Genomic DNA, 21,942 nt, shown 5'->3' on the forward strand with positions numbered 1-21,942 from the left:
CAAAGCTTTGTTTATTTAAATCCTCGAAATCGATTAAATGAATTAAGAAGCATAATAGTAATGAACAGAGATAGAAGTAAAAGAGGAGCAGCAATCACAAGCGGTGCAAGCTTCATTAACGACAGTAGATAAAAGACAAAGGAAAAACAGAGAATTGCAATGCTGATGATCACTCCGATGAGCTTCATGTTTGGTCACCTCGCTTGCTTGTCATGCTTGAACTATATGAATCGAGGCACCAAAATATACTTTTTTTAAAAAAAATCATGAAAATATCAAAAAAGGGTTGTCAAAACTCGACATAATTTGCTATAGTAATAATCGTGAAGTTTATCACAAAACAAACATATACCCCTTTGTTTGACCGTGAAAAATTTCTCCCATCCCCTTGTTGTCTTAGGACAAACAAAAAAGACTTGGCAAATGCCAAGTCTTTTTTGTATTTTAACATCCTTTTTCTAAGCTTCTCCAAAACGTACCGTATTTCACTGGAACTTGTTCTACAAGGCGCTGAAGCTGAAGTTTTTTCAGTTCTCGCTCAGCTTGCTCAATGGATATATCGTAAACAACGGCTACTTCTTTTGCTGCGACAAATTGAAAATAAGCTAAAAACGATCGCAGAGGTGGAAGCGGATGAGGATTGATTTCTTCTTCTTCTAACATTTCATAAATGATGTGTACGTACGTTTCATATGAATAATGCCCAGAAATCTTAATTCCTTCTTCTTCAACTTTTTCATTGAAAAACACAAGGGTCGGAATATCGGTTACGTCCATTTCTGATGTAATCTTTAAATCGCATTGAAACGCTTTTGTAGCATGCTCAGCGTGTAAGTCTCGCACAAATTCTTCGACATCAAGTCCGATTTCTTCTGCACACTTGACAAGCACATCTTCTTTTTCAACGTTTTGTTTCTCTAAAAATAATGCTTCGCGAAGTTTTCGTAAAAAGCGAATGCCTTGCTTTTTTCCCTGTAAACCCGCAGCTTTAATTGCAATCGATGCTGCAAATGGTGTTGAAATTGGATTCTCAAGCCAAAGATTACCGTCACAAGACATGCCGGATCGACAAGCAGTTTGCTCCCATGTCTTGGCCATATCTTCAAACTTCTTTTTTGTACCAATGTTTAGCTTCTGCAAATTACTGGTTAAAACATGCTTAAGAGTAATCCAATTTCCATACTCAATCTGCAATTTTTTCAAGATAGGCTCTAGTGCCCAGCATTCCGGACAAAGTGGATCAACAAATACGTAAATTTCCAGTGGCTTCTGATTAGAACCCTGACAAAGGTGTCGCAATGATTGATGTTCGCTGTGTAAATTCTTCAATGTGAAAATCCTTTCTCATCGTTCTGTTCGTGTGAATTAACCATATGTTGAGCAGTCAGAATGAGCCGGTGATAAAGTTCATCTCGTAACGGACCTTCTAATCCAATTTCATCCATTGCCTCATGCATACAATGAAGCCATGCTTTTGCGCGAGCTGGCGTAATTTCAAAAGGCAAATGTCTTGCACGTAACATAGGGTGTCCATGTTCTTCTGTATATAAAGCCGGCCCGCCTAAATATTGTGTTAAAAATTGTTTTTGCTTTCGTGTTGTTTCCGTTAAATCTATTGGAAAGATAGGGGCTAAATCTGGATGACTAGCTACCCTGTTATAAAAAGCATCAACAAGTTTGGAAATCGTATGTTCACCGCCCAATAGTTCGTAGGGAGATTTGACTTTTTCTTTCATGTTGATAACTCCTTTATCCTAGAAATGTACTCCATCAAGTGTGGTGGAGTAGTACCATCGTTTTTCTTAATTTTAGCAGTGTACCTTATTTATCTCAAACTATCCGCTTCAAACAGAAAAGGTGATAGGGTAGCTAGATAAAGAAATAAGTGAAAAAATAGCAGGGTTTATAGAAAAAACTTTCCGTCACATACCCTTTCCGAAAATGATGAGTTATTTTCTACGCATTATAGGTAGACGTAATTTTAGCAACATAATTTTGTGTTTCTTTAAAAGGAGGGATACCACCGTATTTATCGACGTTTCCTGGCCCGGCATTATAAGCAGCAAGAGCAAGCTTAACGTTCCCGTTATATTTATCGAGCATTTGTCGTAAATACTTTGCGCCTCCTAAAATGTTCTCGCGTGGGTTAAGGGCATTTTGAACGCCAAGGTAGTTAGCCGTTGCGGGCATGAGCTGCATTAATCCTAGTGCCCCTGCATAGCTTTTGGCGTTAGGGTTAAAATTAGATTCTTGTTTAATCACAGCTGAAATTAACTTAGGGTCTAAATCATATTTCGAAGCCGCTTCATTAATCAGATCATCAAAGCGTGAGCCAGTGATTGTTGATGTAGGCGAACTGCTTTTTTGAACCGATGTATTCAAATAAGGAGCCGCATCCGTTTGTAAGGGCAACGCATTAGATCTAGAAGTGAGCTGAGCTGTTTGCTCATTAGCGTTTTTCTCTTCAGATATATATTGTGCCAAAATGTTTGCAAATATCGACGGAGTTAAAAGTGTTGCAGGTGAAGCTGTCGGTCGATTTGCCGTAAATGTTTGCAAGGTCTGTAGCTGTAACCACGTTTGATAAGCTTGAACATCCATTGATTTATTCCTCACTTAATAATTGATATTTGCGATCATAAAAACGTTTGATTTTATTCGCTGTGTTACGCTTAGGGATACTAAAGTCTTGAAGTAAGCTCTCGAATGCAAGAAGTCCTTGTGTTTCATCTTGAACTTCATACTCAATTTCTACATCATCAGTATCCAAATAAAAGCTATGGTCAAATACAAGTAAACCGCTTTTGTATTCAATTTCTGCTCGGTATGTTTTAAGTGTGCCAAAGTAAGCTAAGCGTGATGAAGATATGCCAAGTCTTTGGAGAGCTGCTGTCATTTCAGTTGGAAAATTCTTTGTTTCAGTCATTAGTTCTTGTGCTTCAGATTCTGTAAGATCTATGTGCGTTTCCAATAAGCCATGCTCATGGGGCTGTTTTAAAGTTAAAACAAACTTTCCATTTTTGTTTCGAATTCGTAAAGCTGCCCCTGCGCTTTTTAGCTGAAAGTCATTTGTATCAAAGTAATGATTTTCCTGCATGATAAAGTCGCGATCCGTTAGTTGGAAATAAGCTAGTAACTTTTTAAATTCATTCTTATTTACTAAGTTTTTAAATTCAATTTCAATTTCTTGTTTCATGCTACATAAGCTCCTTTATGCTGTATCTGTAAGGATGTATAATAAGATGTTTTATAATGTTTAGCATAGATATGTTCCTCTTTATGAGATGCAAAACAGATGCATCACTGTCATAAGATTTCATTTATAATCTATCATAAAATGGTTAATTTGTATCGTTAATATCTCGAATCGATAGGCGTTCTGTAAAAGGGATGGAACAGAAAGTAATAGAAAACCCGAATAGATTTCGTTTCGCTTTATTAAACCACGTTTGAATGTGTTAAAATAAGAACGAATTGTATAGTTGGAAGGAGTATATATATGCAAAATCGAATCGAAATCACAACCTGTGTGATGAAGAAAGATGAACTACATTTAAAGGCAGAGGCTATTGAACAACAAATCGAGCAGATTGAAGATATGAAGCAAGTGCTTGCTGATTCTGACAATATGTCATTTGTATACATTGTGGAAGTCAACGAGCAGTTTATGTATGTTGGACTAAGTGACAATATGTGGCCACATTTAAAGAACGTTTTACAAGATGATAAAAAGGTGTTCTTAGAAGTTAATAAGCAAGTCGTTGAGCTAACGGCTATGAAAGAAGAGTTAACAGACTTAATCAGCAACATTGAAGGAAATGTAAACTACGGAGATGATATGGTAGCAAGAGTAGAAGAAATTTTCTTAGATAAAAAAAGCAGATAATAAGGTGAGGGGGATAGCAATGGTAAGGCATTGGGACTTATTTTTAGCACCGTATAAACAAGCGGTAGAAGAACTTAAAGTAAAGTTAAAAGGCATGCGCTCTCAATACGATATGAGATCTACGCACTCTCCAATTGAGTTTGTGACGGGCCGAGTGAAACCCATTGCTAGTATTTTAGATAAAGCGGCAAGAAAAAACATTTCTTTAGAGCGTTTAGAGGAAGAGATGCAGGACATTGCAGGTCTGCGCATGATGTGTCAATTCACAGATGATATTAAAGCAGTAGTTGAAATTCTGAGGCAGCGCACGGACTTTAAAGTAGTAGAAGAGCGAGACTATATTACTCATCAAAAAGAAAGTGGATATCGCTCCTATCATATGGTGATTTGCTATCCTGTTCAGACCATACACGGAGAAAAGCAAATTTTAGCAGAAATCCAAATTCGTACGTTAGCGATGAATTTTTGGGCCACGATTGAACATTCTTTAAACTATAAATACAGTGGCAATTTCCCTCAAGAGATAAAAGAACGACTTCAGCGAGCATCAGAAGCAGCTTTTCAACTAGATGAAGAGATGTCAAAGATTCGAGGGGAAATACAAGAAGCTCAGGTTTTCTTTTCGCGTAAAAAAGAAGTAGAGAATACAGAAAATGAATAAAGAATAAAAAGTCAAATCAGGTTTTTCAACACAGATAGGGGGGAAGAAGGTGAGTAATATCAAGTTTGCTATTACGTCCAGGGGCGATCAAGTTTCAAATACATTAATGGAAAGAATGAAAACATACCTATTAGATTTTCACTTAGAGCACGACGAAGATGAACCAGACATTGTCATTTCAGTGGGTGGAGACGGCACGCTATTGTATGCTTTTCACCATTATCAGCACCGGTTAGACAAAACGGCTTTTGTTGGAGTACATACAGGACATTTAGGCTTTTATGCAGACTGGACACCGGATGAAATTGAGAAGTTAGTCATTGCTATTGCGAAAACACCTTATCAAGTTGTTGAATATCCGCTACTTGAAGTTATTATTCGTTACACAACCGGAGAAAAGGAAGCTCGTTCTTTGGCGCTCAATGAGTGCACGGTCAAAAGTGTTGAAGGCTCACTTGTGATGGATGTTGAAATTAAAGGACAGCAGTTTGAAACATTCCGAGGCGATGGATTATGTATATCAACTCCATCGGGAAGTACGGCTTACAATAAGTCCCTTGGAGGTGCTATTTTACATCCGTCACTGCATGCGATTCAGATTGCTGAAATGGCATCTATTAATAATCGTGTGTTTCGTACAATTGGATCTCCGCTCGTGTTACCAGGGCATCATACGGCTTTATTAAAGCCTGTTAATTACGCAGATTTTCAAATCACCATCGATCATTTAACGTTGTTACATCAAAATGTTAAGTCTATTCAGTGTCGAGTTGCGAATGAAAAGATTCGTTTCGCGCGCTTCCGAGCTTTTCCGTTTTGGCAGCGAGTAAGAGATTCATTTGTATCTGATTAAGTGGAGAGATATGATATGCACAAGCTATTTACATTAAGTTGGCACGTAACAGATTCATTTAGCGGTTCTTTATTACGCGACTTTCTAAAAAGGCATCATATATCTCGAGCAGCATTAACCGATATCAAGTTTAAGGGTGGTTGTATTGAAGTAAATGGTGAGAAAGTAAATGTTCGACATATACTCACTATCGGAGACTTTGTGAAAGTGACGTTTCCACCTGAATATCCAAGTGAAAATCTTCATAAATCACCTCTACCGTTAGATGTGATTTATGAAGATGACTACTTGCTAGTCATTAATAAATCCGCTGGTATGCCTAGTATTCCAACGCGAGAGCACCTGAATGATTCGCTAAGCAATGCGCTGCTGTTTTACTATGAGCAAAACGGTATTGCTTCTACGGTTCACTTAGTGAATAGACTCGATCGCGATACTTCAGGTTTATTAATAGTCGCTAAATACCGCCATGTTCATTTCTTATTTTCTCAAGCTCAAGAGCAAAGAGCGATTAAGCGTACATATCGTGCGCTTGTTCATGGAACTCTTTCAAAAAAAGAGGGAGTAATTGACGCCCCAATTGGAAGAAAGAACGATAGTATTATTGAAAGAATGGTACGCTCAGACGGTCAGCATGCCGTTACGCATTACAAAGTGATACAAGAATACGATGGGTTCTCTGAAGTAGACTTGAAGCTGGATACAGGGCGTACGCATCAGATTCGCGTTCATATGGAGTATTTGGGAAGTCCTTTACTAGGTGACTCTCTATACGGTGGGAACAGAGAGAAGATAAGCAGACAGGCGCTACATAGCTATAAGCTCACGTTCTTTCACCCTATTTTGCAACGTGAACTAGCATTTCAATCACCGCTTCCTGAGGATATGCAGCGTTTAGTTCAACAAAACAGAGGGTAAATACGATAAGAGCACTACTTGCGAGTAGTGCTCTTATGCTATTCTTTAAACTTTTCAGCCACATAAGGCATGGAAGAGGGAACAGAAACAAGCTCTTTTTCAGGGTAGCGAAACGCAGTTAATTTGCCACCAAATACTGCTCCTGTATCAATGTTGATTGTATTGTTACGTAGCTTAGGAGATTTAATCGGTGTGTGCCCGTAAACAATCAATGGTGTCCCATTGTAGTGTTTAGCCCAGTCATTGCGCACAGGTGAACCATCTGGGTGTGTTTCTCCAGTAATGTCTCCATATAAAACGAATGTTTTTACTTTTTTGTCGTTTCGTCCGATATAGTCTGCCCGAATTCCAGCGTGTGCAATAACAAGCTGTTCTTGTTTTAAGTGAACATAAAGAGGGGCATTCTCATAAAGTTCCATGAACTTATGTTTGATTTCTTGCTGCTGTGCTTGGGAGAGGTCATTATATTCAGCTACGGTTGTTTCTAACCCATGCTTAATTTGGACCTTATTTCCTTTGAAAAATCGATAAAGCTTATTGCAGTGGTTTCCAGGACAGTAATACGCTTTTTTTTGTTTGACGACAAGATTCCAAACAAGCTCGATTACTTTTAAGGAGTGAGGTCCTCGGTCCATCAAGTCTCCTACAAAGGCTAAATGCCTCTTTTCTGGATGGGTAGGGTAGGTAGAGGTCCAGCTATAGCCCAGTTTAGTTGTTAATTCTACAAGCTCATCGTAGCAGCCATGAATATCTCCAATTATGTCTAGCTTCACATTTCTTCACGCTCTTTTCCAATGAATTTCGTATCGTTTGAAAAATAAACCTTTTAGGGTGTAGAAATTTCATTCTATATTGTGCAAACTATCGATAAGATTTATCACATAATAATTAGATAAACAGAAGTTTTTAAAATTTTACTACGAGTTATGAGTTGAAATCTAGTTCATTTCATAATAAAGTAAGAGAAGTTTTGTTCTGAGAGGAGGAAATGTTTATGACTGAATCAATGGAAAGAGAAGAGCAAAAGAGACTTCAGGAGCAATTAATTAACTTGCTCAAAGAAAATGAAATTGATGCGTTTCGAGAAGAATTTCTAGATATGCATCCATATGATCAAGGCCAGTTTTTTGAAGAGCTAGACGAAGATTTGCGATTTGCGCTCTATGAAATGCTTTCACCAGAAGAAATGGCTAATATTTTCGAACAAGTAGAAGTACCGGAAGAAGACTATCAAGATTTACTTTCAGAGATGCATCCAATGTTTGCTGCTGATATGCTAGCTGAGATGTCAACGGATGACGCCGTTGACGTTTTAAACGAACTAGATAAAGAGCAAGTAGCGAGCTATTTAACCATTATGGATGAAGAAGCAGCGGATGAAATTAAAGAACTGCTTCACTATGAAGAGTACACGGCCGGTAGTATCATGACCACAGAATTTATCGCTATTAAAGCAAACCAAACGGTTCGCTCTGCGATGCAAATTTTAAGGAGAGAAGCTCCCGGAGCTGAAACGATTTATTATACGTTTGTTGTGGACGAACAAAAGCATTTGGTAGGCGTTATTTCGTTAAGAGACTTAATTGTTGCAGATGAAGAAACGATGATTAGTGATGTTATGAGTGAACGTGTTGTAGCGGTTTCTGTTGCGGAAGACCAAGAAGAAGTTGCTCGAATTATGAGGGACTATAATTTCCTGGCATTACCGGTAGTAGACTTTCAGCAGCACCTTCTCGGAATCATTACCGTCGATGATGTAATTGATGTAATGGACGAAGAAGCATCTGACGATTATTCCAAACTTGCGGGTATTAGCGACGTGGACGATACGGCGGGGAACAGTCCGTTCGGCGCAGCTAAAAAGCGATTGCCTTGGCTGATTATTCTTCTGTTCTTAGGGATGATGACGGCAAGCTTAATTGGCCGCTTTGAAGACACATTAAACCAAGTAGCCATCTTAGCAATCTTTATTCCTCTGATTGGTGGGATGGCTGGAAACACGGGTACTCAAGCATTAGCGGTAGCTGTTCGTGGTATCGCAACAGGGGAAATTCAGGAAGAAGGAAAGCTAAAGCTACTCGTTCGAGAAGCTTTAACAGGTGTCATTACAGGAGGTTCCTGTGGTATTGCCGTAACGCTAGTTGTATATGTATGGCAAGGTGATTTTATTCTTGGAGCGTTAGTTGGTATTTCTGTATTTGCTACGCTGATTGTTGCAACGTTAACAGGCGCATTTATTCCGCTATTTATGCATCGTTTGAAGATTGACCCTGCGGTAGCATCTGGACCGTTTATTACGACGATTAATGATCTTATTAGTATTTTAATTTATTTCGGATTAGCGACAACTTTTATGGGTTATTTAAAATAGAGTTGTTGACAGATTGAGCATTCCCTTTTATGCTTGACATTCAAATTTAACACTAGCTTAATATGCATTTATTATACTAAGCAAGTGAAGGAAAAGGAGGGAGAAGTAGATGGAACATCATGCATCCGTAACCTCTCTTGTCATCGTAATTACGGTCGCTTTTTTAACACCAATTCTACTTCATCGCTTTAAACTCAACGTTATCCCTGTCGTAGTAGCTGAAATTATTATGGGGTTAATTATCGGGAAAAGTGGATTTGATTTAGTTCAACAAGATATGTGGTTAGAGACGTTGTCTACCCTCGGATTTATCTTTTTAATGTTTTTAAGCGGGCTAGAAATTGATTTTTCTGCATTTGCAGGTGGACAAAAAAAGGAAAAAACGAAATCTGGTAAAACGATTCCGAATTCGTTTGCTGTATCAACCATTGTATTTCTTGCTATTTTTGCTGTTTCCTTGTTATTATCCTATATTTTTGTCTGGACAGGATTTATTGACAATGCGTTTCTAATGACGCTTATTATTTCAACCATTTCACTTGGAGTTGTTGTTCCAACCTTAAAGGATGCCCAAATTATGAAAAAGTCCATTGGGCAAACAATCCTACTAATTGCTGTTATTGCAGACCTTGTGACGATGATTCTTCTTGCTGTTTTTGCATCAATTTATGCAGAATCGGGAGGAGGAAACACATGGCTACTGCTTATTCTATTTGCTGCCGGTGTTCTATTCTACTTTATCGGTAAGCAGTTTAAGCATCGTTCTTTCCTTGAAACGATGTCTAAAGGAACAGTTCAGATTGATACGCGAGCAGTATTTGCGCTTATTATTATCCTAGTGGGACTTTCTGAATCAATTGGAGCGGAAAATATCTTAGGAGCGTTTTTAGCCGGCGTACTTGTATCACTGCTTGCTCCAGATAAGAATCTTGTGCATAAACTAGATTCCTTCGGATATGGCTTTTTAATCCCTATCTTTTTCGTAATGGTTGGGGTAGACCTTGATGTTTGGTCGCTGTTTGGAGATTCAAAAGTACTTATTCTAATGCCTTTATTGCTTTTAGCTTTATTGTTATCAAAGCTGTTACCAGTAATGATTATGCGCATTTGGTACGATACAAAAACAGTGTTAGCATCAGGCTTTTTATTAACATCAACGCTTTCACTTGTTATTGCAGCAGCTACGGTTGGTGAAAATATTGGTGTCATTGATTCACAGATGTCAGGAGCCCTCATTCTAGTAGCGGTCATTACGTGTATTATTACGCCAATCGTCTTTAGAAAGCTGTTTCCAAAGCCAGAGATCAATGAGAAGAAACTTAAGATTAACATGCTTGGTGCGAATCAATTTACCCTACCAGTAATTCGTGATCTTGATTTAAATATGTATGACGTAACGATTTATCATACGTCGAATGAAAAGTTGGATAACCGTACGTCTGACTCTGTTTTTAATATTAATGATATTGAATCTTATGATGTAGAATATCTACAAAAACAAGGTATTTTAGATACGGATGTACTCGTTGTTACAACAGGAGAAGAAGAGCGCAATACATCGATTGCATTAGCTGCCAAAGAATATGGGACAGGTCGAGTCATTGCGCGTGTTGAAACGCCAGAGCTCGATGAAAAGCTAAAAGCAAACCAAGTGGAAGTCTTCTCCGTACTATTGTCAACAACAGCACTATTAAAAGCGTTAATTGAGTCACCGACGGTTTTAAATATCTTAACAAACCAAGAGTCGGCTCTTTATCAAATCAATATGCGTAACCCAAAATACCAAGGGGTAGAACTTCGTAAATTCCCATTTACGGGCGATGTCATCTTTGTTCGTATCTTTAGAGGTAAAGACTCCATCGTTCCTCACGGTGATACGGAACTAGCGTTAGATGACCGGCTGATTGTAACGGGATCGCGCTCATATGTAAACGAGCTGAAAATGCTGTTGGAATATAAAATTCGTTAGTGAAATAAGACTTAGATGGAAGTAACCTAGTCAATAATTTATCCGAACAATTAAGAGGTAACTCTCAATTGTTCGGATTTTTTGATTCGGAAACCACGTTTAAAGAAAAGTGAAATGGAGCATAAGATACGTGACTCCTGCGCGAACGATAGGAAAGACTGAGACCCAGTAGCGCAGTGAGAAGGATTTAGCTTCCTCTTTTCAGAAGCAAGCACTTCACCAACCTTCAGTCTCTTTGTCTATATAAATGATAGCTTTTTTTGCTCTTTCTATGTTATACTTATATTAATACCAGGTACTAATAACTTGTAATAAGTAGGAGGATATTAAAAGATGTTAAAAAGCTTATCCTTAGAGAATCGCACATTTGTTGTTATGGGAGTAGCAAATAAACGAAGCATTGCATGGGGTATTGCTCGCTCACTGCACGAAGCAGGCGCACGTTTAGTATTTACATATGCGGGAGAACGCTTAGAGAAGAACGTTCGCGATCTTGCAGCTTCATTAGAGCGTGAAGATACGCTTGTATTACCTTGTGACGTAACACAAGATGAAGATATTAAAGCATGTTTCACAAAAATTAAAGAAGAAGTAGGCCATATTCACGGCGTAGCACATTGTATCGCGTTTGCAAATCGCGAAGATTTAGACGGTAATTTTGTAGATACATCTCGAGATGGTTTCCTTTTAGCTCACAATATCAGCTCATATTCACTTACGGCTGTTGCTCGTGAAGCAAAAGAACTAATGACAGAAGGCGGAAGCATCGTAACGCTAACTTATCTAGGTGGAGAGCGCGTTGTTCAGAACTATAACGTAATGGGCGTAGCCAAAGCTTCTTTAGATGCTAGCGTAAGATACTTAGCTTCAGACTTAGGTCAGCACGGTATTCGCGTTAACTCAATTTCTGCAGGACCAATTCGTACGTTATCTGCAAAAGGAATTAGCGACTTTAACTCAATTTTAAAACAAATTGAAGAGCGTGCACCGCTTCGTCGCACAACGACTCCAGAAGAAGTTGGCGATACGGCAACATTCTTATTCAGTGATTTATCACGTGGAATTACAGGTGAAAACCTACACGTGGATTCTGGTTTCCATATTATCGGACGTTAATCGTTCTTGTAAGAGCGCTACGGCATGTAGCGCTCTTTTTTTTTTGTCGTTATAAAAAAAGAAACAAGTTTTCTAGCAAGCAAGCATACATTTTTAAGAGAACGATAACAAGCAATGGGAGGTATGCTTCATGACTGACTCTCGCTCAAGGTCCGAAGACAACGAGCCTTTAATGTACATTGTGCAGCCGAACCAAGCACAAACAACAAGATCTATGCAATATTTTTATAGCTCGAAGCAAAATGAAAAAGAGCAGGAGCCCTTAAAAGAAGAACCAACTTTCTCACCAATTGAAGACGTAAAGTCACAGGAAGTTAAACCTGAGAAAGCTGGGTTACCTGCAAATGTTCATAAACAGAAAGAGCAAAAAAAACCAAATAAAGCATTTCAATATATGAACATTAGTGAAAAACTTAATTTTCTATGTGGGTTTCCAAAACATATGTCGCAGCCAATTTGTGAAATAAGTGTAGAAGGAAATTCGTTTATTGGAACAATTGTGGAATTTGTAGACGGTGAAGTATCAATTTTAGCTCCTCCACATGATAAGCCGAATCGGGTGCCTGTCAAAGATATCGTAACGATTTCAATTGTTAAGATTTAAAGAAGTAAAAAGCTAACAAATGAATTTTTCTTGTTAGCTTTTTTCAGTAAAGGTGGGTTTAAAATGACCTGGATTTATTTATTTTTATTCGTTTTTGCTACGTTTCGCCTCACAAGGCTGATTGTATTTGATAAGATTACAGGATTTATTCGTAAGCCGTTTCATGAAATGGTTACAGAGCCTGATGAACAAGGAAATGAGATTACTTACTTAACGGTAAAAGGAAAAGGGCTTAGAAAGTGGATTGGAGAACTCTTAAGCTGCTATTGGTGTACGGGCATGTGGTGTGCAATCGCGGTTTATGCAGGCTATACGTTTTTTCCGCAGATTGCAATTCCTGCAATTATTGTTTTAGCGATTGCCGGGTGTGCAGGGATTGTTGAATCATTTATGAAATAAATGGACGGGCATAGAAAAAACAATCGACTTACAGCCGATTGTTTTTTTATTCTTCTGTTGGAAGAGTAAGCACGATTTTATTGAGGAAAGGAATGCCTTGCTTCCACTCCTCACTGTAAAAATATCCTTCTACAATGACAAAAGATGAGTTTAATTCTTTTGGAATGAGAAGCTGAAACGATTCAAAACGCATTAGCTGATTGGGTGCTAGCTGGGCAGAACGAGTGGGCCTGATCCAGTATTCGCCATCTTGCTTTATTTTTTCTCGCCATTTTGGGTGGGCATACTGCCATTGAAGCGCTGATGAGGGAATGGTGGAATCTTCAATTTCCTTTTCATCAATAACCTTTCCCGTTAGCGATACATTCTCATGAGGCTTCACTTTTAAGCAGATAATTGGTGAGACAAGCGATTTGCTTGTTTGATTTGTAACCACAGCGTTTCCAAGAATCATCATTTCTTCCTCATCTGGAGTTGGTAACAAGACAGAGTGTTGAAAATAACTGATGATGTCAGTTGCTTGAAAGCGATCAACTTCTACTTTAACTTGCTTTTCAACTATTTTTTCAACAGGCTTTTCAATGATTTTTTCAATCACTTTCTCTTCAATAATCGGCTGTTTACGAGAAATTCTCTCTTTGAGCGATTCAATGATAATGGCTTGTTCGGAGTGCTCATTTTTAAGCTGATAAAGTTCTTTTTCAAGTTCTTCTAATTCCGCATCTTTGTCATTGACTGAATAGGCTTCCGCATGCTTATTTTTCCAAAATAAGGCGTTTTCTTTTTCGCGGTCTAGCGCTCTTTCCAGCTGTCTCATTTGATTTTCAAAATTTTTCAGTTCGGATTTATAGTGAATGAGCTTTTGGCGCATTAGCATTGAGTCATCTTTAGATGAAGGGGACATCTTGTAATCTCCTTTCGTGACGTAGCTATCGATATTCCATATGTATGCAAATCAACAGCTATCAATGAAAAAAGAGGAGAAAAATTCTCCTCTGATTATGCATTGACTTATTCGAATTCGTATTCTCCGCCGTGATCATCACAATGAGAATGATGAGTGCCAGGGAATAAATCGTGACATTGTGGTGGATGAACGGTTGGTCCGCATCCTAATGTTTCTAGAAGTTCTGGGCGAGGGTGACAATAGCTACCTTCAACTTCAATATTTACAAAGCGTTCTACTTGCACACTGATGCAGAGCATGATGTCTAAATCTAAACCTTGGAATAAACCTGCTGATGATAGTTGAATGTTTCCTTGACCTTCAAAGTGATCTAAACGTACAGCTGGATACGTGCCTTCTGGTGCACATAAGTAGAAGCGTTGTGTTGTAGACCATGGTAATACGGTTGATAAGAAGCAAGCTGGTGCTCCAGTATCGTCACAGCCAAACTCATCTCTTGTAAACTTAATGCGGTAGAAACCACTGATAGATAATCTTACTTCGTGTAGCGTTACTGTTTCTCCATCAGGTAATAAGATTTCTCTTTCTCTGCGGCCAGTTCCTCTAGCAGTTGAGACTTCTAATACTTCTGCGATTGAATTTTCGTCGCTAAGATCAACTGGGTTACCCGCTTCATCTGTTAAGATAACTTCCACATCTACAAAAGGTGATGCAGGATCGAAAGCGCCAAATGATAAATCTTCTGAACTAAAAATACGTGCTACTTCAATTTCACGTTTCACCCAATCATATACTTTAGGAACGCGAATACATAATGATTCTAAATGTTCTCCCATTCTTTTTTTACCTCCTAATCGTAATTGTCCTTCCTTTATGCTGTTCGTTAACTAGGTATCGGACTACTATAGTGTATGAATGACCCGGTTTTGTGTGACCGTGACAAAAGCGGAATTTAGAAAAGTTCGCTTTATGCATAAAATTTGAAGGAAATAATAAACTCACTTACAGCATATTCATATTAAGAAAATGTGTTATTCATCTAGAAAGAAATTTTATGAGTAACTAGCTGACATGGAGGAGTGAAGCGCTGTGGCTGAAGTAAAAGTAAGAGAATATATTGCAAGTTTAAAAGCTGAATTAGAGTTCTATAAGGAAGAATATCAAAAATATAAGAGTGAAGAGCTAAATTACGAAGAACTTCGGGAAGACTTAGAGAGTTATAAAGAGAAAAATAAAAAGCTAGTTGAAGAAATTGATTGGTTAAAAGCAATGATCAACGAACAAAAAGAGCAGGAGAAAAAAGCGCAGTCAAAGATAGAAGCAAAAGAAGCTGTAAAGCCAAAAGAACCTGCAAAACAGAAGGAAGTTGTAAATGCACACCCATCATTTGATAAAACGATTGATCAAGGGCTCAGTGAACTTCAGCAAAAGCTAAGTGGCGTTCAAAGGCATAAGATGAGGCAGCAGTCGGCGAGCCGTGAGCGTGAAATTAGCAATCAGGACTTGTTTTTAAAGCTGCAGCGTAAAATGGACAAATAATACTGAACTTCTTGCTGGAAACTGAATATAATGTCATAGATTGCATTTTGTGAAAAGGAGGGACCATAGGATGTATTATAATCAAAATCAAGCATACCCTCACCTGCACCCTCATTACTATCAGCAGCCGGTGATGAAAAAAGCAGTAAAATATCCTTCAAAGCCTGTGCAAAAGCCAATGCCAAAGCAAGGTGGCTGTGGCTGCGGAGCTAAATTACCGAAGCGTTAAGTCATTAGTGCTGCCTATCTTGGCAGTACTTTTTTTCTTTCTATACATAGTATAGAAGGAGGTGAATGCCATGGCAGATTTTTTTGAGCAATTAGAGAAGTTTTTTGAAGAGCAAATTATTGGTTCTCATGAAAAGAAGATGGATGAAGTAGAAAAGTTATCTCACCAGTTTGAAAAGCACGAGCGTCAATTACAAAAGCAAGAAAAGCAAATTGATGATTTGTATAATGATGACCCATTTGGACAATGAAAATATTTCTTGACCAAAAGCCCATACCAATCCATTCCGCTTCACATATTGTATAGAGAAGAAGGACAGAGGGGGTGTAATTATGGGCTTTGGATACAGCGGATATGGCTGTGGCTACGGTGGTGGTTACGGCGGTGGTTTTGCGTTAATCGTAGTACTATTTATTTTATTAGTTATCATTGGTTGTGCTTGTTACAACTAATCCCTTCTACTGAATATAGTAAAGAAGAGTACGAGTGAACGTTCACTCGTACTTTGTTTTGATAGTGTACCTCACAAACCGTCGATTGAAAGTGGTCACCATCTGGGCAGCTGCTGCATACGATAGAGTATTCCGTACAGAACCGCTTCTTCTCACACAATATGGCGGCTAGAGGCAATTTGGTTTCATAAGCTTTATATGCCAAAGGAGGCAATGTAAATGGATAACAATATGTTTAAGAATATTGAAAAGAAAACAGGCGTTAATATGAAGGATATTTTCGAGCTAGCGAACTCCGTACAAAATGCAAACTTTAAAGATGAACAAACCGTGCGCAATATTGTCAAACGTGTAGCTCAAATTGCAAATAAACCAATTTCAAAACAAAAAGAAGATCAGATTGTCAAAGCACTTGCTAGCAATAATCAGTCCATTGACTTTAGTACCATTTCTAAAATGCTGAATGAGAAGAAGAAATAAATAAAGAGCTGGGGAGTCCCCAGCTCTCAGACTGTAGACAAACTGGAAGAAATCCAGTTTGCCTACAGTCTTTTTTATTTTACAATGGAAGTACTACATAACTTGAGGTGATTGACATGCTTTCGAAACATAATCCCATTCAACGAGATCAATTAGAAATGATTACGTTAAATCAATTGGTACCGGCCAGCCACTTGGTTCGTAAAATAGAGGCAGCACTTGATTTTTCGTTCATCTATGACTTGGTGAAGGACATGTATTCAGAAATCGGTCGTCCCAGTATTGATCCTGTCATCTTAATTAAATTGACCTTCCTTCAATACACGTTTGGAATCCGGTCCATGCGCCAAACGATTGAACAAGTGGAAACCAATATGGCCTATCGCTGGTTCCTTGGGTATGGTTTCCACGATAAAGTGCCTCATTTCTCTACGTTCGGAAAAAACTATGAACGCCGTTTTAAAGATACCGATCTGTTTGAACAGATTTTCTATCGCATCTTAAAGGAAGCTGCCGAGAAAAAGCTAATCAGTGCCGAGCACGTTTTCGTGGATTCGACCCATGTTAAAGCGAGTGCGAACAAACGCAAATTTGAAAAGAAAGTCGTTCGCAAAGAGACACGCGCGTATCAGGAACGCCTTCAAGAAGAGATTAACCAGGACCGGGAAGATCACGGAAAAAAACCATTTCCTCCGGACAAGTTTGAGAAGGAAGAGAAGAAAGAAATCAAAGAAAGCACCACCGATCCAGAGAGTGGTTACTATGTGAAGGATGAACGGACGAAGCAGTTCGCCTATTCTTTTCACGCAGCCGCGGATCGTAACGGTTTTGTGCTTGGCACCATGGTCACACCTGGCAACACACATGATAGTCAGATTTTAGAGCCATTGGTCGGAAAGGTCATCGAGAGAGTCGGAAAGCCTGAAGCGGTCGCCGCAGATGCCGCGTACAAAACTCCTGCGATTACCCGTTACTTATTGGAACAGGGGATGACCCCTGCCTTGCCATACACACGACCACGTACGAAAAAAGGTTTTTTCCGAAAACATGACTATGTGTATGACGAATACTTTGACTGTTATCTTTGCCCGGCAGGTGAGATCTTGGCCTACTCGACAACGAATAAAGAAGGATATCGGGAGTACAAATCGCCAAAACAGATTTGTGCGACATGCCCATTTTTAGCCAGATGTACGGAGAGTAAAGACCACCAGAAAGTGGTGACGCGTCATATTTGGCAGGAATACGTAGAAGAGGCAGACCATCTTCGCTATCACGCAGAGGTGAAAGAGATTTATGCCAAACGTAAAGAAACCATTGAGCGTGTATTCGCAGATGGAAAAGAAAAGCATGGCATGCGTTGGACAACGTTAAGGGGACTTAAAAAATTGTCGATGCAGGCGATGCTTACTTTCGCTGCCATGAACCTGAAGAAGATGGCCAACTGGACGTGGCAAGGTCCAAAAATGGCCTAAATGATGAACTCGAAGAGGTCTGTCTTTTTATTAAATAGCTTCAAATCCCATAAAAAGCTAAAAAGGGGTTCGGAATGAGACCATTCCGAATCCCTTTTGTCGACAAACTGAGAGCTGGGGAGTCCCCAGCTCTTTATTATTCAATGACTAATACGCTTTTAAAAAAGGTTTTAAAAAGCGAGAAGGGTACGCTGTTTTTCCTCGTCGTGTTTGTAAAACTGATAGGTATAAGGATACTTTTGCTCGCGTCATCGCTACATAGAGTAAGCGTCTTTCTTCTTCCAATGCACCAATCTCACCGTTTCGATACGCTTCCAGCGCGTAGTCATGAGGAATACCGCCATCTACATTACCTAAAACATATACGTGCTTATATTCAAGGCCCTTAGCACGGTGAATGGTTGTTAAATGAACGCTCTCATTAAACTGCTTACTTAAAACCTTCATTTCTTTGTTCATGCCAATCATATGATCTGCGTGGTCAAGCAGTTCTTGGACAGTTGAAAATTTACGTGCAACAACTCTTAAGTCTCGAACGTCGTCTGATCCTTTTTCCATGGCATTTCCTTCATTTCCACGCTTTTTGACAAAATCATCAAAGCCCATATCTTTTGAAATGGTTTCAATGGCATTAACAGGCTTCATCTTTTTTAAGCTTGAAAACAACGGAATAATCTTTTGTAACTTTTTTTGTTGAAACGGCTTTAAATCCTTTAGGTGACCAAGCGCTTCGACAAATGATACGTCATTTAAAATGCTCATTGCTTTTAAGTCATTTAAGATGGTTTTCTTTAAAAATAGTGCCTGTACGATACTAGTAAGCGACTGATTATCGTTTGGATCTAAGCTAAGACGTAAAAAAGCAAGCATCGTTCTCACAATCCGACGTTCATAAAATGAATCTGCATCTTGCTCAATGGTGAACGGAAGGTTTGACTGGGACAGCCGTTCAAAAACCGCACGTGAAGAAGCATGAGTACGGTATAAAATAGAAAAGTCAGAAGGGGACGCACCTGCTTGAACCTTTTCTTTTATATCTCGCACAATCATTGTGGCTTCTTCTTCTTCATCATAAGGGAAGAAAAAGGTTGGCACATGATCATGGTGAAACTGTGCCTTCATATTTTTTGTATGACGCTCCGTATTGCGCTCAATGACCTTATTGGCGGCTGACACAATCGAATGAGCAGAGCGGTAGTTTTGGTGAAGCGTTACTTTTTTCGTTCCAGGAAAATCCTTTTCGAAATTTAAGATAAAGCTTGGGTCACTGCCACGAAACGCATAGATGGACTGATCATCATCACCTACAACGCATAAATTTTTAGAGTCTGCGCTTAGCATTTTCATAATAGCATACTGAACTTTATTAATATCTTGAAATTCATCAATTAGAAAGTATCGGAATCGCTTTTGATAACGAACAAGCAGCTCAGGGTTATCTCTAAGCATTTGATAGCAACCGTCTAGCATGTCATCAAAATCAAACAGCCCTTGCGTTTGTTTTGTTTGTTCGTAGTGAACATACAAATGGTGAACTTGCTCTTCCCACTGGCTAACAGGGCGAACATCTTTCACACCCAAAAGCGTATTTTTCCAATAGCTGATCTGTTGAATGGCTTGGTCAAATGGGAAATCTTTTTCATCCAGATTTATTTCTCGGCCTGCTTCTTTTAAAATCTGTTCTTTTTGCCAATCCCATTTTAACAATCGATTCATTTGCCAAGACTCAAGCGAATGATGAACAACCATCCGAAGGAAAATACTATGAAATGTACCGACGAGCATCTGCCTAATAATTGATGGTGATATTCCAGGGTAAGATGCTAAACGGTCTTTCATTTCTTTTGCTGCTTTTGATGTAAACGTTACGAGCATAATTGAACGCGGATCAATTTTATGCTCTTGAATCATATAAGCAGTACGAGCGGTTAAGACTCTTGTTTTTCCACTTCCTGCCCCGGCTAAAATTAGAAGAGGTCCTTCAGAGTGAGTAACTGAGCTCCACTGATTTGTATCTAACGTAATTTGATGTTCTTTCAATGTATGAAAGTAGGGTGAATTCGTTTCTTTCACTTCCGCTTTTGATGCTGAAAAAGCAGGAATTGGGGTGAAAAAAGTAGAATTTTTCCACTGAGGCTCATTTTTTACTTCGTTTTTCCCAATTGCTCTGCCTTTTGGAATCCGAAATCCTCCTTGTTCTTCATAGCTTGCACTTGAAGCCAGCACAGAAACGGGTTGTTTTTTGGGAGATGGTTTCATACACTCTGAGCGTTCGTGAGGAGCGTTACGATGATAAAAATATGGAGCTCGATGGATTCCAATTGCAAGATGAACGGGTTCCTTACAATGAGCACAAGTTAATTCATTTCGAATTCCTGCTTCATAAATCAGTTGAAACTGGTTGCGACCTAATGTGTCCAGTGTAATATTCTTCCCGTTACGTAGAGCAGTTTGCATACCGCTGACCTCCTTTGTCGTTTCATTTCGGTTAAAACAGCTAAAGACTATCATACCATATTCAAATGACTGTCGAATAGGTAGAAGGTGAAACAACTGTTTATGTAAAATGTCGAATATCTCTTGTTAAAACGGGAAAAAACCTATAAAAGGAGGAGAGAATATGGGTTATATCTTACCTATTACACCGTATCAATCGATTCAATATGCGCAAAGAAGTCAGCTGAAAAACAACACGCCGCTAACCGTGCAAAATGTCCAACCAATTGCGAGCTTACAAAATAAACGAAACTCTACATTACCTTTATCTTCCATGAACAACTACGTGCGCTATCAGCATAGAAAAGCTCCACAATTCATTGAGCAAGATGTTCCAAAAGGAACGTATATCAACGAGAAAGCCTAAACATTCTCGTTGTGTTAATCTAAAAAAAAGAAGGCGATGCTTTTATTCTGTATTAACAAACGCTAATACTTTTGAATAAAAAGTGCATCGCCTTGCTGCCATTCTGCGTATAATACTTGTTTAACACTAGGAATTCCTTGCTTTCCGATTTCTTGATGTAACCATTCCTCTGTAAAGCCTGACTCCGTTAAATTTTTAGTCAAAATACGGCCGTCACTGATAAAGGCAATTGGAAGAGTCGGTTGTGTAACAGGTAATTGAAAATCACCTTTGGTAGGAGCAGCATAGTCTGACTTTAATAAAACGCTCATTGTGCCGTCCGTTTCTAAGATGGCATATGCTACTTCACGAATAGAGAAAGCGTTCTTAGAGCGGAGCATGTGCAATAGTTGATCAATATCTAATCGATTACGCTGCAGCTCTTTGTAAGAAACCTTCCCATTCCGAATAATAATGGAAGGTCGTCCTTCTAGAAACAAACGAAAAGGAATATTTTTTTGTGTAATAACTTCCGTAAAGTAAATGAGTGCGCCCCAAACAGCTACAGCAAATACAATCCTTCCAATACCTATTTCAGAATCATATAGCGCGTTTCCAACCAGTTCACCTAGCACAAGCGCTGAAATGAAATCAAACGTTGTGAGCTGTGTGATGGTCGCACGCCCCAATAATTTCGTCAAAAAAAACAAGCAAATAAAGCCTACAAATAACTCTGAAGCAATTCTTATAAATTCCATTATTTCACCTTGTTTCCATATTTATTTATTAGTATGGAAAGATAAATGCTCTTTTATCCAATGAAATTTGACATGAAAAAGCCATGTATCCAAAGAGGATTTTTACTTGTATCTACATCAAGGCGTACCTACTTCTTTTTGCGTTTGTCCTTCCAGGAGAAATAAAATGCTTGGACAAAAAAAAGAAAGACAAGAAACCAAAGAGTAAATGTTTCTCCAATGCTCATTACGCGAAAGGGACTTATGGCATTGTTTAGCGCCTCATGAATAGTGAATTGTTGAGAAATATCAATAACCAAGGAAAATATTATTAAACAGCTTAACACTAGAAAAGCAATACCTATAATTTTCATCGCTTACACACTCCATTTAAGTAACTTTCCCTTTTTATCTCAATTTATAAAAAGATATAAAATGCAAAATCTCACATAAGAAATCCCTGTAAGGTTAAGATAATAGAAATAAAAAGAAAGGTGTTTCATT

General features: G+C 38.7%; 26 protein-coding genes. 16 read left to right on the top strand and 10 right to left on the bottom strand.

What is annotated here, in order from left to right; all coding sequences use genetic code 11:
* Positions 1 to 11: 11 nt before the first annotated feature.
* The 5 genes from MKZ18_RS04220 to MKZ18_RS04240 form a co-directional block, all read right to left on the bottom strand.
* Complete coding sequence (locus MKZ18_RS04220; protein ID WP_090752849.1) at positions 12 to 188, bottom strand: hypothetical protein; 177 nt, start codon at positions 186 to 188, stop codon at positions 12 to 14.
* Between the two features lie 256 nt (positions 189 to 444).
* Positions 445 to 1,329, bottom strand: coding sequence for a ClpXP adapter SpxH family protein (locus MKZ18_RS04225; protein WP_061785626.1), 885 nt, complete (start codon positions 1,327 to 1,329; stop codon positions 445 to 447).
* Positions 1,326 to 1,736, bottom strand: a complete 411-nt coding sequence (locus MKZ18_RS04230) for a globin domain-containing protein (protein ID WP_061785625.1) — start codon at positions 1,734 to 1,736, stop codon at positions 1,326 to 1,328. Before MKZ18_RS04230 ends, MKZ18_RS04225 begins: the two co-directional genes overlap by 4 nt.
* Positions 1,737 to 1,956: 220 nt before the next feature.
* Positions 1,957 to 2,601: a lytic transglycosylase domain-containing protein gene (locus tag MKZ18_RS04235; protein WP_340842920.1), complete on the bottom strand. Its 645-nt coding sequence runs from the start codon at positions 2,599 to 2,601 to the stop codon at positions 1,957 to 1,959.
* Between the two features lie 4 nt (positions 2,602 to 2,605).
* Positions 2,606 to 3,196, bottom strand: coding sequence for a CYTH domain-containing protein (locus MKZ18_RS04240; RefSeq protein WP_025908135.1), 591 nt, complete (start codon positions 3,194 to 3,196; stop codon positions 2,606 to 2,608).
* A 303-nt stretch (positions 3,197 to 3,499) separates the two neighbouring features.
* On the opposite strand from MKZ18_RS04240, the gene MKZ18_RS04245 reads away from it, so the two are divergent.
* Genes MKZ18_RS04245 through MKZ18_RS04260 form a run of 4 tightly spaced genes read left to right on the top strand, consistent with a single transcriptional unit; the run spans position 3,500 to position 6,318 of the window.
* Positions 3,500 to 3,886 (top strand): UPF0738 family protein, encoded by a 387-nt coding sequence (locus tag MKZ18_RS04245; protein ID WP_025908134.1) that lies wholly within the window; start codon positions 3,500 to 3,502, stop codon positions 3,884 to 3,886.
* 19 nt (positions 3,887 to 3,905) lie between these two features.
* The gene (locus MKZ18_RS04250) at positions 3,906 to 4,547 is read left to right on the top strand and encodes a GTP pyrophosphokinase (RefSeq protein ID WP_025908133.1); all 642 of its coding nucleotides are present in this window, start codon (positions 3,906 to 3,908) and stop codon (positions 4,545 to 4,547) included.
* 58 nt (positions 4,548 to 4,605) lie between these two features.
* Positions 4,606 to 5,400, top strand: coding sequence for an NAD kinase (locus MKZ18_RS04255; protein ID WP_338157763.1), 795 nt, complete (start codon positions 4,606 to 4,608; stop codon positions 5,398 to 5,400).
* Between the two features lie 15 nt (positions 5,401 to 5,415).
* Positions 5,416 to 6,318: an RluA family pseudouridine synthase gene (locus tag MKZ18_RS04260; RefSeq protein ID WP_100348006.1), complete on the top strand. Its 903-nt coding sequence runs from the start codon at positions 5,416 to 5,418 to the stop codon at positions 6,316 to 6,318.
* A 38-nt stretch (positions 6,319 to 6,356) separates the two neighbouring features.
* Here the strand turns inward: MKZ18_RS04260 and prpE are convergent, their stop codons facing one another.
* Positions 6,357 to 7,091: a bis(5'-nucleosyl)-tetraphosphatase PrpE gene (gene prpE, locus MKZ18_RS04265; protein WP_318757734.1), complete on the bottom strand. Its 735-nt coding sequence runs from the start codon at positions 7,089 to 7,091 to the stop codon at positions 6,357 to 6,359.
* A gap of 221 nt (positions 7,092 to 7,312) precedes the next feature.
* Between prpE and mgtE the strand changes: the two genes are divergently transcribed.
* The 5 genes from mgtE to MKZ18_RS04290 all read left to right on the top strand — a co-directional run bounded on the left by mgtE (position 7,313) and on the right by MKZ18_RS04290 (position 12,777).
* Entirely contained in the window at positions 7,313 to 8,689 is a 1,377-nt protein-coding gene (mgtE, locus tag MKZ18_RS04270) for a magnesium transporter (protein ID WP_318757735.1), read from the top strand.
* A 109-nt stretch (positions 8,690 to 8,798) separates the two neighbouring features.
* Positions 8,799 to 10,658 (top strand): monovalent cation:proton antiporter family protein, encoded by a 1,860-nt coding sequence (locus MKZ18_RS04275; protein WP_025908128.1) that lies wholly within the window; start codon positions 8,799 to 8,801, stop codon positions 10,656 to 10,658.
* A 333-nt stretch (positions 10,659 to 10,991) separates the two neighbouring features.
* The gene (gene fabI, locus MKZ18_RS04280) at positions 10,992 to 11,774 is read left to right on the top strand and encodes an enoyl-ACP reductase FabI (protein WP_025908127.1); all 783 of its coding nucleotides are present in this window, start codon (positions 10,992 to 10,994) and stop codon (positions 11,772 to 11,774) included.
* A 130-nt stretch (positions 11,775 to 11,904) separates the two neighbouring features.
* Positions 11,905 to 12,378, top strand: coding sequence for a CotO family spore coat protein (locus MKZ18_RS04285; RefSeq protein ID WP_025908126.1), 474 nt, complete (start codon positions 11,905 to 11,907; stop codon positions 12,376 to 12,378).
* A gap of 63 nt (positions 12,379 to 12,441) precedes the next feature.
* Positions 12,442 to 12,777 (top strand): DUF1360 domain-containing protein, encoded by a 336-nt coding sequence (locus MKZ18_RS04290; RefSeq protein ID WP_100348003.1) that lies wholly within the window; start codon positions 12,442 to 12,444, stop codon positions 12,775 to 12,777.
* 46 nt (positions 12,778 to 12,823) lie between these two features.
* Here MKZ18_RS04290 and MKZ18_RS04295 read toward each other — a convergent pair whose 3' ends face one another.
* Both MKZ18_RS04295 and MKZ18_RS04300 read right to left on the bottom strand, forming a co-directional pair.
* Positions 12,824 to 13,681 (bottom strand): hypothetical protein, encoded by an 858-nt coding sequence (locus tag MKZ18_RS04295; RefSeq protein ID WP_340842919.1) that lies wholly within the window; start codon positions 13,679 to 13,681, stop codon positions 12,824 to 12,826.
* 107 nt (positions 13,682 to 13,788) lie between these two features.
* Positions 13,789 to 14,520 (bottom strand): hypothetical protein, encoded by a 732-nt coding sequence (locus MKZ18_RS04300; protein WP_340842918.1) that lies wholly within the window; start codon positions 14,518 to 14,520, stop codon positions 13,789 to 13,791.
* Positions 14,521 to 14,773: 253 nt separating this feature from the next.
* Here MKZ18_RS04300 and MKZ18_RS04305 point away from each other — a divergent pair, with 253 nt between their 5' ends.
* The 6 genes from MKZ18_RS04305 (at position 14,774) to MKZ18_RS04330 (ending at position 17,859) form a co-directional block, all read left to right on the top strand.
* A complete protein-coding gene (locus MKZ18_RS04305) occupies positions 14,774 to 15,223 on the top strand; it encodes a hypothetical protein (protein ID WP_025908122.1) in 450 nt (149 codons plus the stop codon).
* A 70-nt stretch (positions 15,224 to 15,293) separates the two neighbouring features.
* Positions 15,294 to 15,452: a hypothetical protein gene (locus MKZ18_RS04310; protein ID WP_167556173.1), complete on the top strand. Its 159-nt coding sequence runs from the start codon at positions 15,294 to 15,296 to the stop codon at positions 15,450 to 15,452.
* A gap of 70 nt (positions 15,453 to 15,522) precedes the next feature.
* Positions 15,523 to 15,702: a hypothetical protein gene (locus tag MKZ18_RS04315; RefSeq protein ID WP_025908121.1), complete on the top strand. Its 180-nt coding sequence runs from the start codon at positions 15,523 to 15,525 to the stop codon at positions 15,700 to 15,702.
* Between the two features lie 82 nt (positions 15,703 to 15,784).
* The gene (locus MKZ18_RS04320) at positions 15,785 to 15,904 is read left to right on the top strand and encodes a YjcZ family sporulation protein (protein WP_076512614.1); all 120 of its coding nucleotides are present in this window, start codon (positions 15,785 to 15,787) and stop codon (positions 15,902 to 15,904) included.
* A 219-nt stretch (positions 15,905 to 16,123) separates the two neighbouring features.
* On the top strand, positions 16,124 to 16,384 hold the full coding sequence (locus tag MKZ18_RS04325) for a stage VI sporulation protein F (protein WP_025908120.1): 261 nt from the start codon (positions 16,124 to 16,126) through the stop codon (positions 16,382 to 16,384).
* A gap of 116 nt (positions 16,385 to 16,500) precedes the next feature.
* A complete protein-coding gene (locus MKZ18_RS04330) occupies positions 16,501 to 17,859 on the top strand; it encodes an IS1182 family transposase (protein WP_144594447.1) in 1,359 nt (452 codons plus the stop codon).
* Between the two features lie 147 nt (positions 17,860 to 18,006).
* On the opposite strand, the gene MKZ18_RS04335 is transcribed toward MKZ18_RS04330, so the two are convergent.
* Entirely contained in the window at positions 18,007 to 20,316 is a 2,310-nt protein-coding gene (locus tag MKZ18_RS04335) for a UvrD-helicase domain-containing protein (RefSeq protein WP_061785615.1), read from the bottom strand.
* A 163-nt stretch (positions 20,317 to 20,479) separates the two neighbouring features.
* Between MKZ18_RS04335 and MKZ18_RS04340 the strand changes: the two genes are divergently transcribed.
* Positions 20,480 to 20,722, top strand: coding sequence for a hypothetical protein (locus tag MKZ18_RS04340; protein ID WP_061785614.1), 243 nt, complete (start codon positions 20,480 to 20,482; stop codon positions 20,720 to 20,722).
* A 62-nt stretch (positions 20,723 to 20,784) separates the two neighbouring features.
* Here the strand turns inward: MKZ18_RS04340 and MKZ18_RS04345 are convergent, their stop codons facing one another.
* A complete protein-coding gene (locus MKZ18_RS04345) occupies positions 20,785 to 21,462 on the bottom strand; it encodes a DUF421 domain-containing protein (protein WP_025908636.1) in 678 nt (225 codons plus the stop codon).
* Between the last annotated feature and the right edge of the window lie 480 nt (positions 21,463 to 21,942).

It is taken from the genome of Priestia sp. FSL W8-0001, from assembly GCF_038050335.1.
In the GTDB taxonomy this organism is placed as follows: Bacteria; Bacillota; Bacilli; order Bacillales; family Bacillaceae_H; genus Priestia; species Priestia flexa.

Bases quoted from the DNA above. Each gene is read 5' to 3' on its own strand.
- fabI (WP_025908127.1), top strand. From the start codon at position 10,992: ATGTTAAAAAGCTTATCCTTAGAGAATCGCACATTTGTTGTTATGGGA.
- MKZ18_RS04335 (WP_061785615.1), bottom strand. From the start codon at position 20,316: ATGCAAACTGCTCTACGTAACGGGAAGAATATTACACTGGACACATTA.
- MKZ18_RS04285 (WP_025908126.1), top strand. From the start codon at position 11,905: ATGACTGACTCTCGCTCAAGGTCCGAAGACAACGAGCCTTTAATGTAC.
- MKZ18_RS04240 (WP_025908135.1), bottom strand. From the start codon at position 3,196: ATGAAACAAGAAATTGAAATTGAATTTAAAAACTTAGTAAATAAGAAT.
- MKZ18_RS04230 (WP_061785625.1), bottom strand. From the start codon at position 1,736: ATGAAAGAAAAAGTCAAATCTCCCTACGAACTATTGGGCGGTGAACAT.
- MKZ18_RS04340 (WP_061785614.1), top strand. From the start codon at position 20,480: ATGGGTTATATCTTACCTATTACACCGTATCAATCGATTCAATATGCG.
- MKZ18_RS04295 (WP_340842919.1), bottom strand. From the start codon at position 13,681: ATGTCCCCTTCATCTAAAGATGACTCAATGCTAATGCGCCAAAAGCTC.
- mgtE (WP_318757735.1), top strand. From the start codon at position 7,313: ATGACTGAATCAATGGAAAGAGAAGAGCAAAAGAGACTTCAGGAGCAA.
- MKZ18_RS04235 (WP_340842920.1), bottom strand. From the start codon at position 2,601: ATGGATGTTCAAGCTTATCAAACGTGGTTACAGCTACAGACCTTGCAA.
- MKZ18_RS04300 (WP_340842918.1), bottom strand. From the start codon at position 14,520: ATGGGAGAACATTTAGAATCATTATGTATTCGCGTTCCTAAAGTATAT.
- MKZ18_RS04325 (WP_025908120.1), top strand. From the start codon at position 16,124: ATGGATAACAATATGTTTAAGAATATTGAAAAGAAAACAGGCGTTAAT.
- MKZ18_RS04320 (WP_076512614.1), top strand. From the start codon at position 15,785: ATGGGCTTTGGATACAGCGGATATGGCTGTGGCTACGGTGGTGGTTAC.
- MKZ18_RS04315 (WP_025908121.1), top strand. From the start codon at position 15,523: ATGGCAGATTTTTTTGAGCAATTAGAGAAGTTTTTTGAAGAGCAAATT.
- MKZ18_RS04220 (WP_090752849.1), bottom strand. From the start codon at position 188: ATGAAGCTCATCGGAGTGATCATCAGCATTGCAATTCTCTGTTTTTCC.
- MKZ18_RS04290 (WP_100348003.1), top strand. From the start codon at position 12,442: ATGACCTGGATTTATTTATTTTTATTCGTTTTTGCTACGTTTCGCCTC.
- MKZ18_RS04275 (WP_025908128.1), top strand. From the start codon at position 8,799: ATGGAACATCATGCATCCGTAACCTCTCTTGTCATCGTAATTACGGTC.
- MKZ18_RS04250 (WP_025908133.1), top strand. From the start codon at position 3,906: ATGGTAAGGCATTGGGACTTATTTTTAGCACCGTATAAACAAGCGGTA.
- MKZ18_RS04310 (WP_167556173.1), top strand. From the start codon at position 15,294: ATGTATTATAATCAAAATCAAGCATACCCTCACCTGCACCCTCATTAC.
- MKZ18_RS04260 (WP_100348006.1), top strand. From the start codon at position 5,416: ATGCACAAGCTATTTACATTAAGTTGGCACGTAACAGATTCATTTAGC.
- MKZ18_RS04245 (WP_025908134.1), top strand. From the start codon at position 3,500: ATGCAAAATCGAATCGAAATCACAACCTGTGTGATGAAGAAAGATGAA.
- MKZ18_RS04330 (WP_144594447.1), top strand. From the start codon at position 16,501: ATGCTTTCGAAACATAATCCCATTCAACGAGATCAATTAGAAATGATT.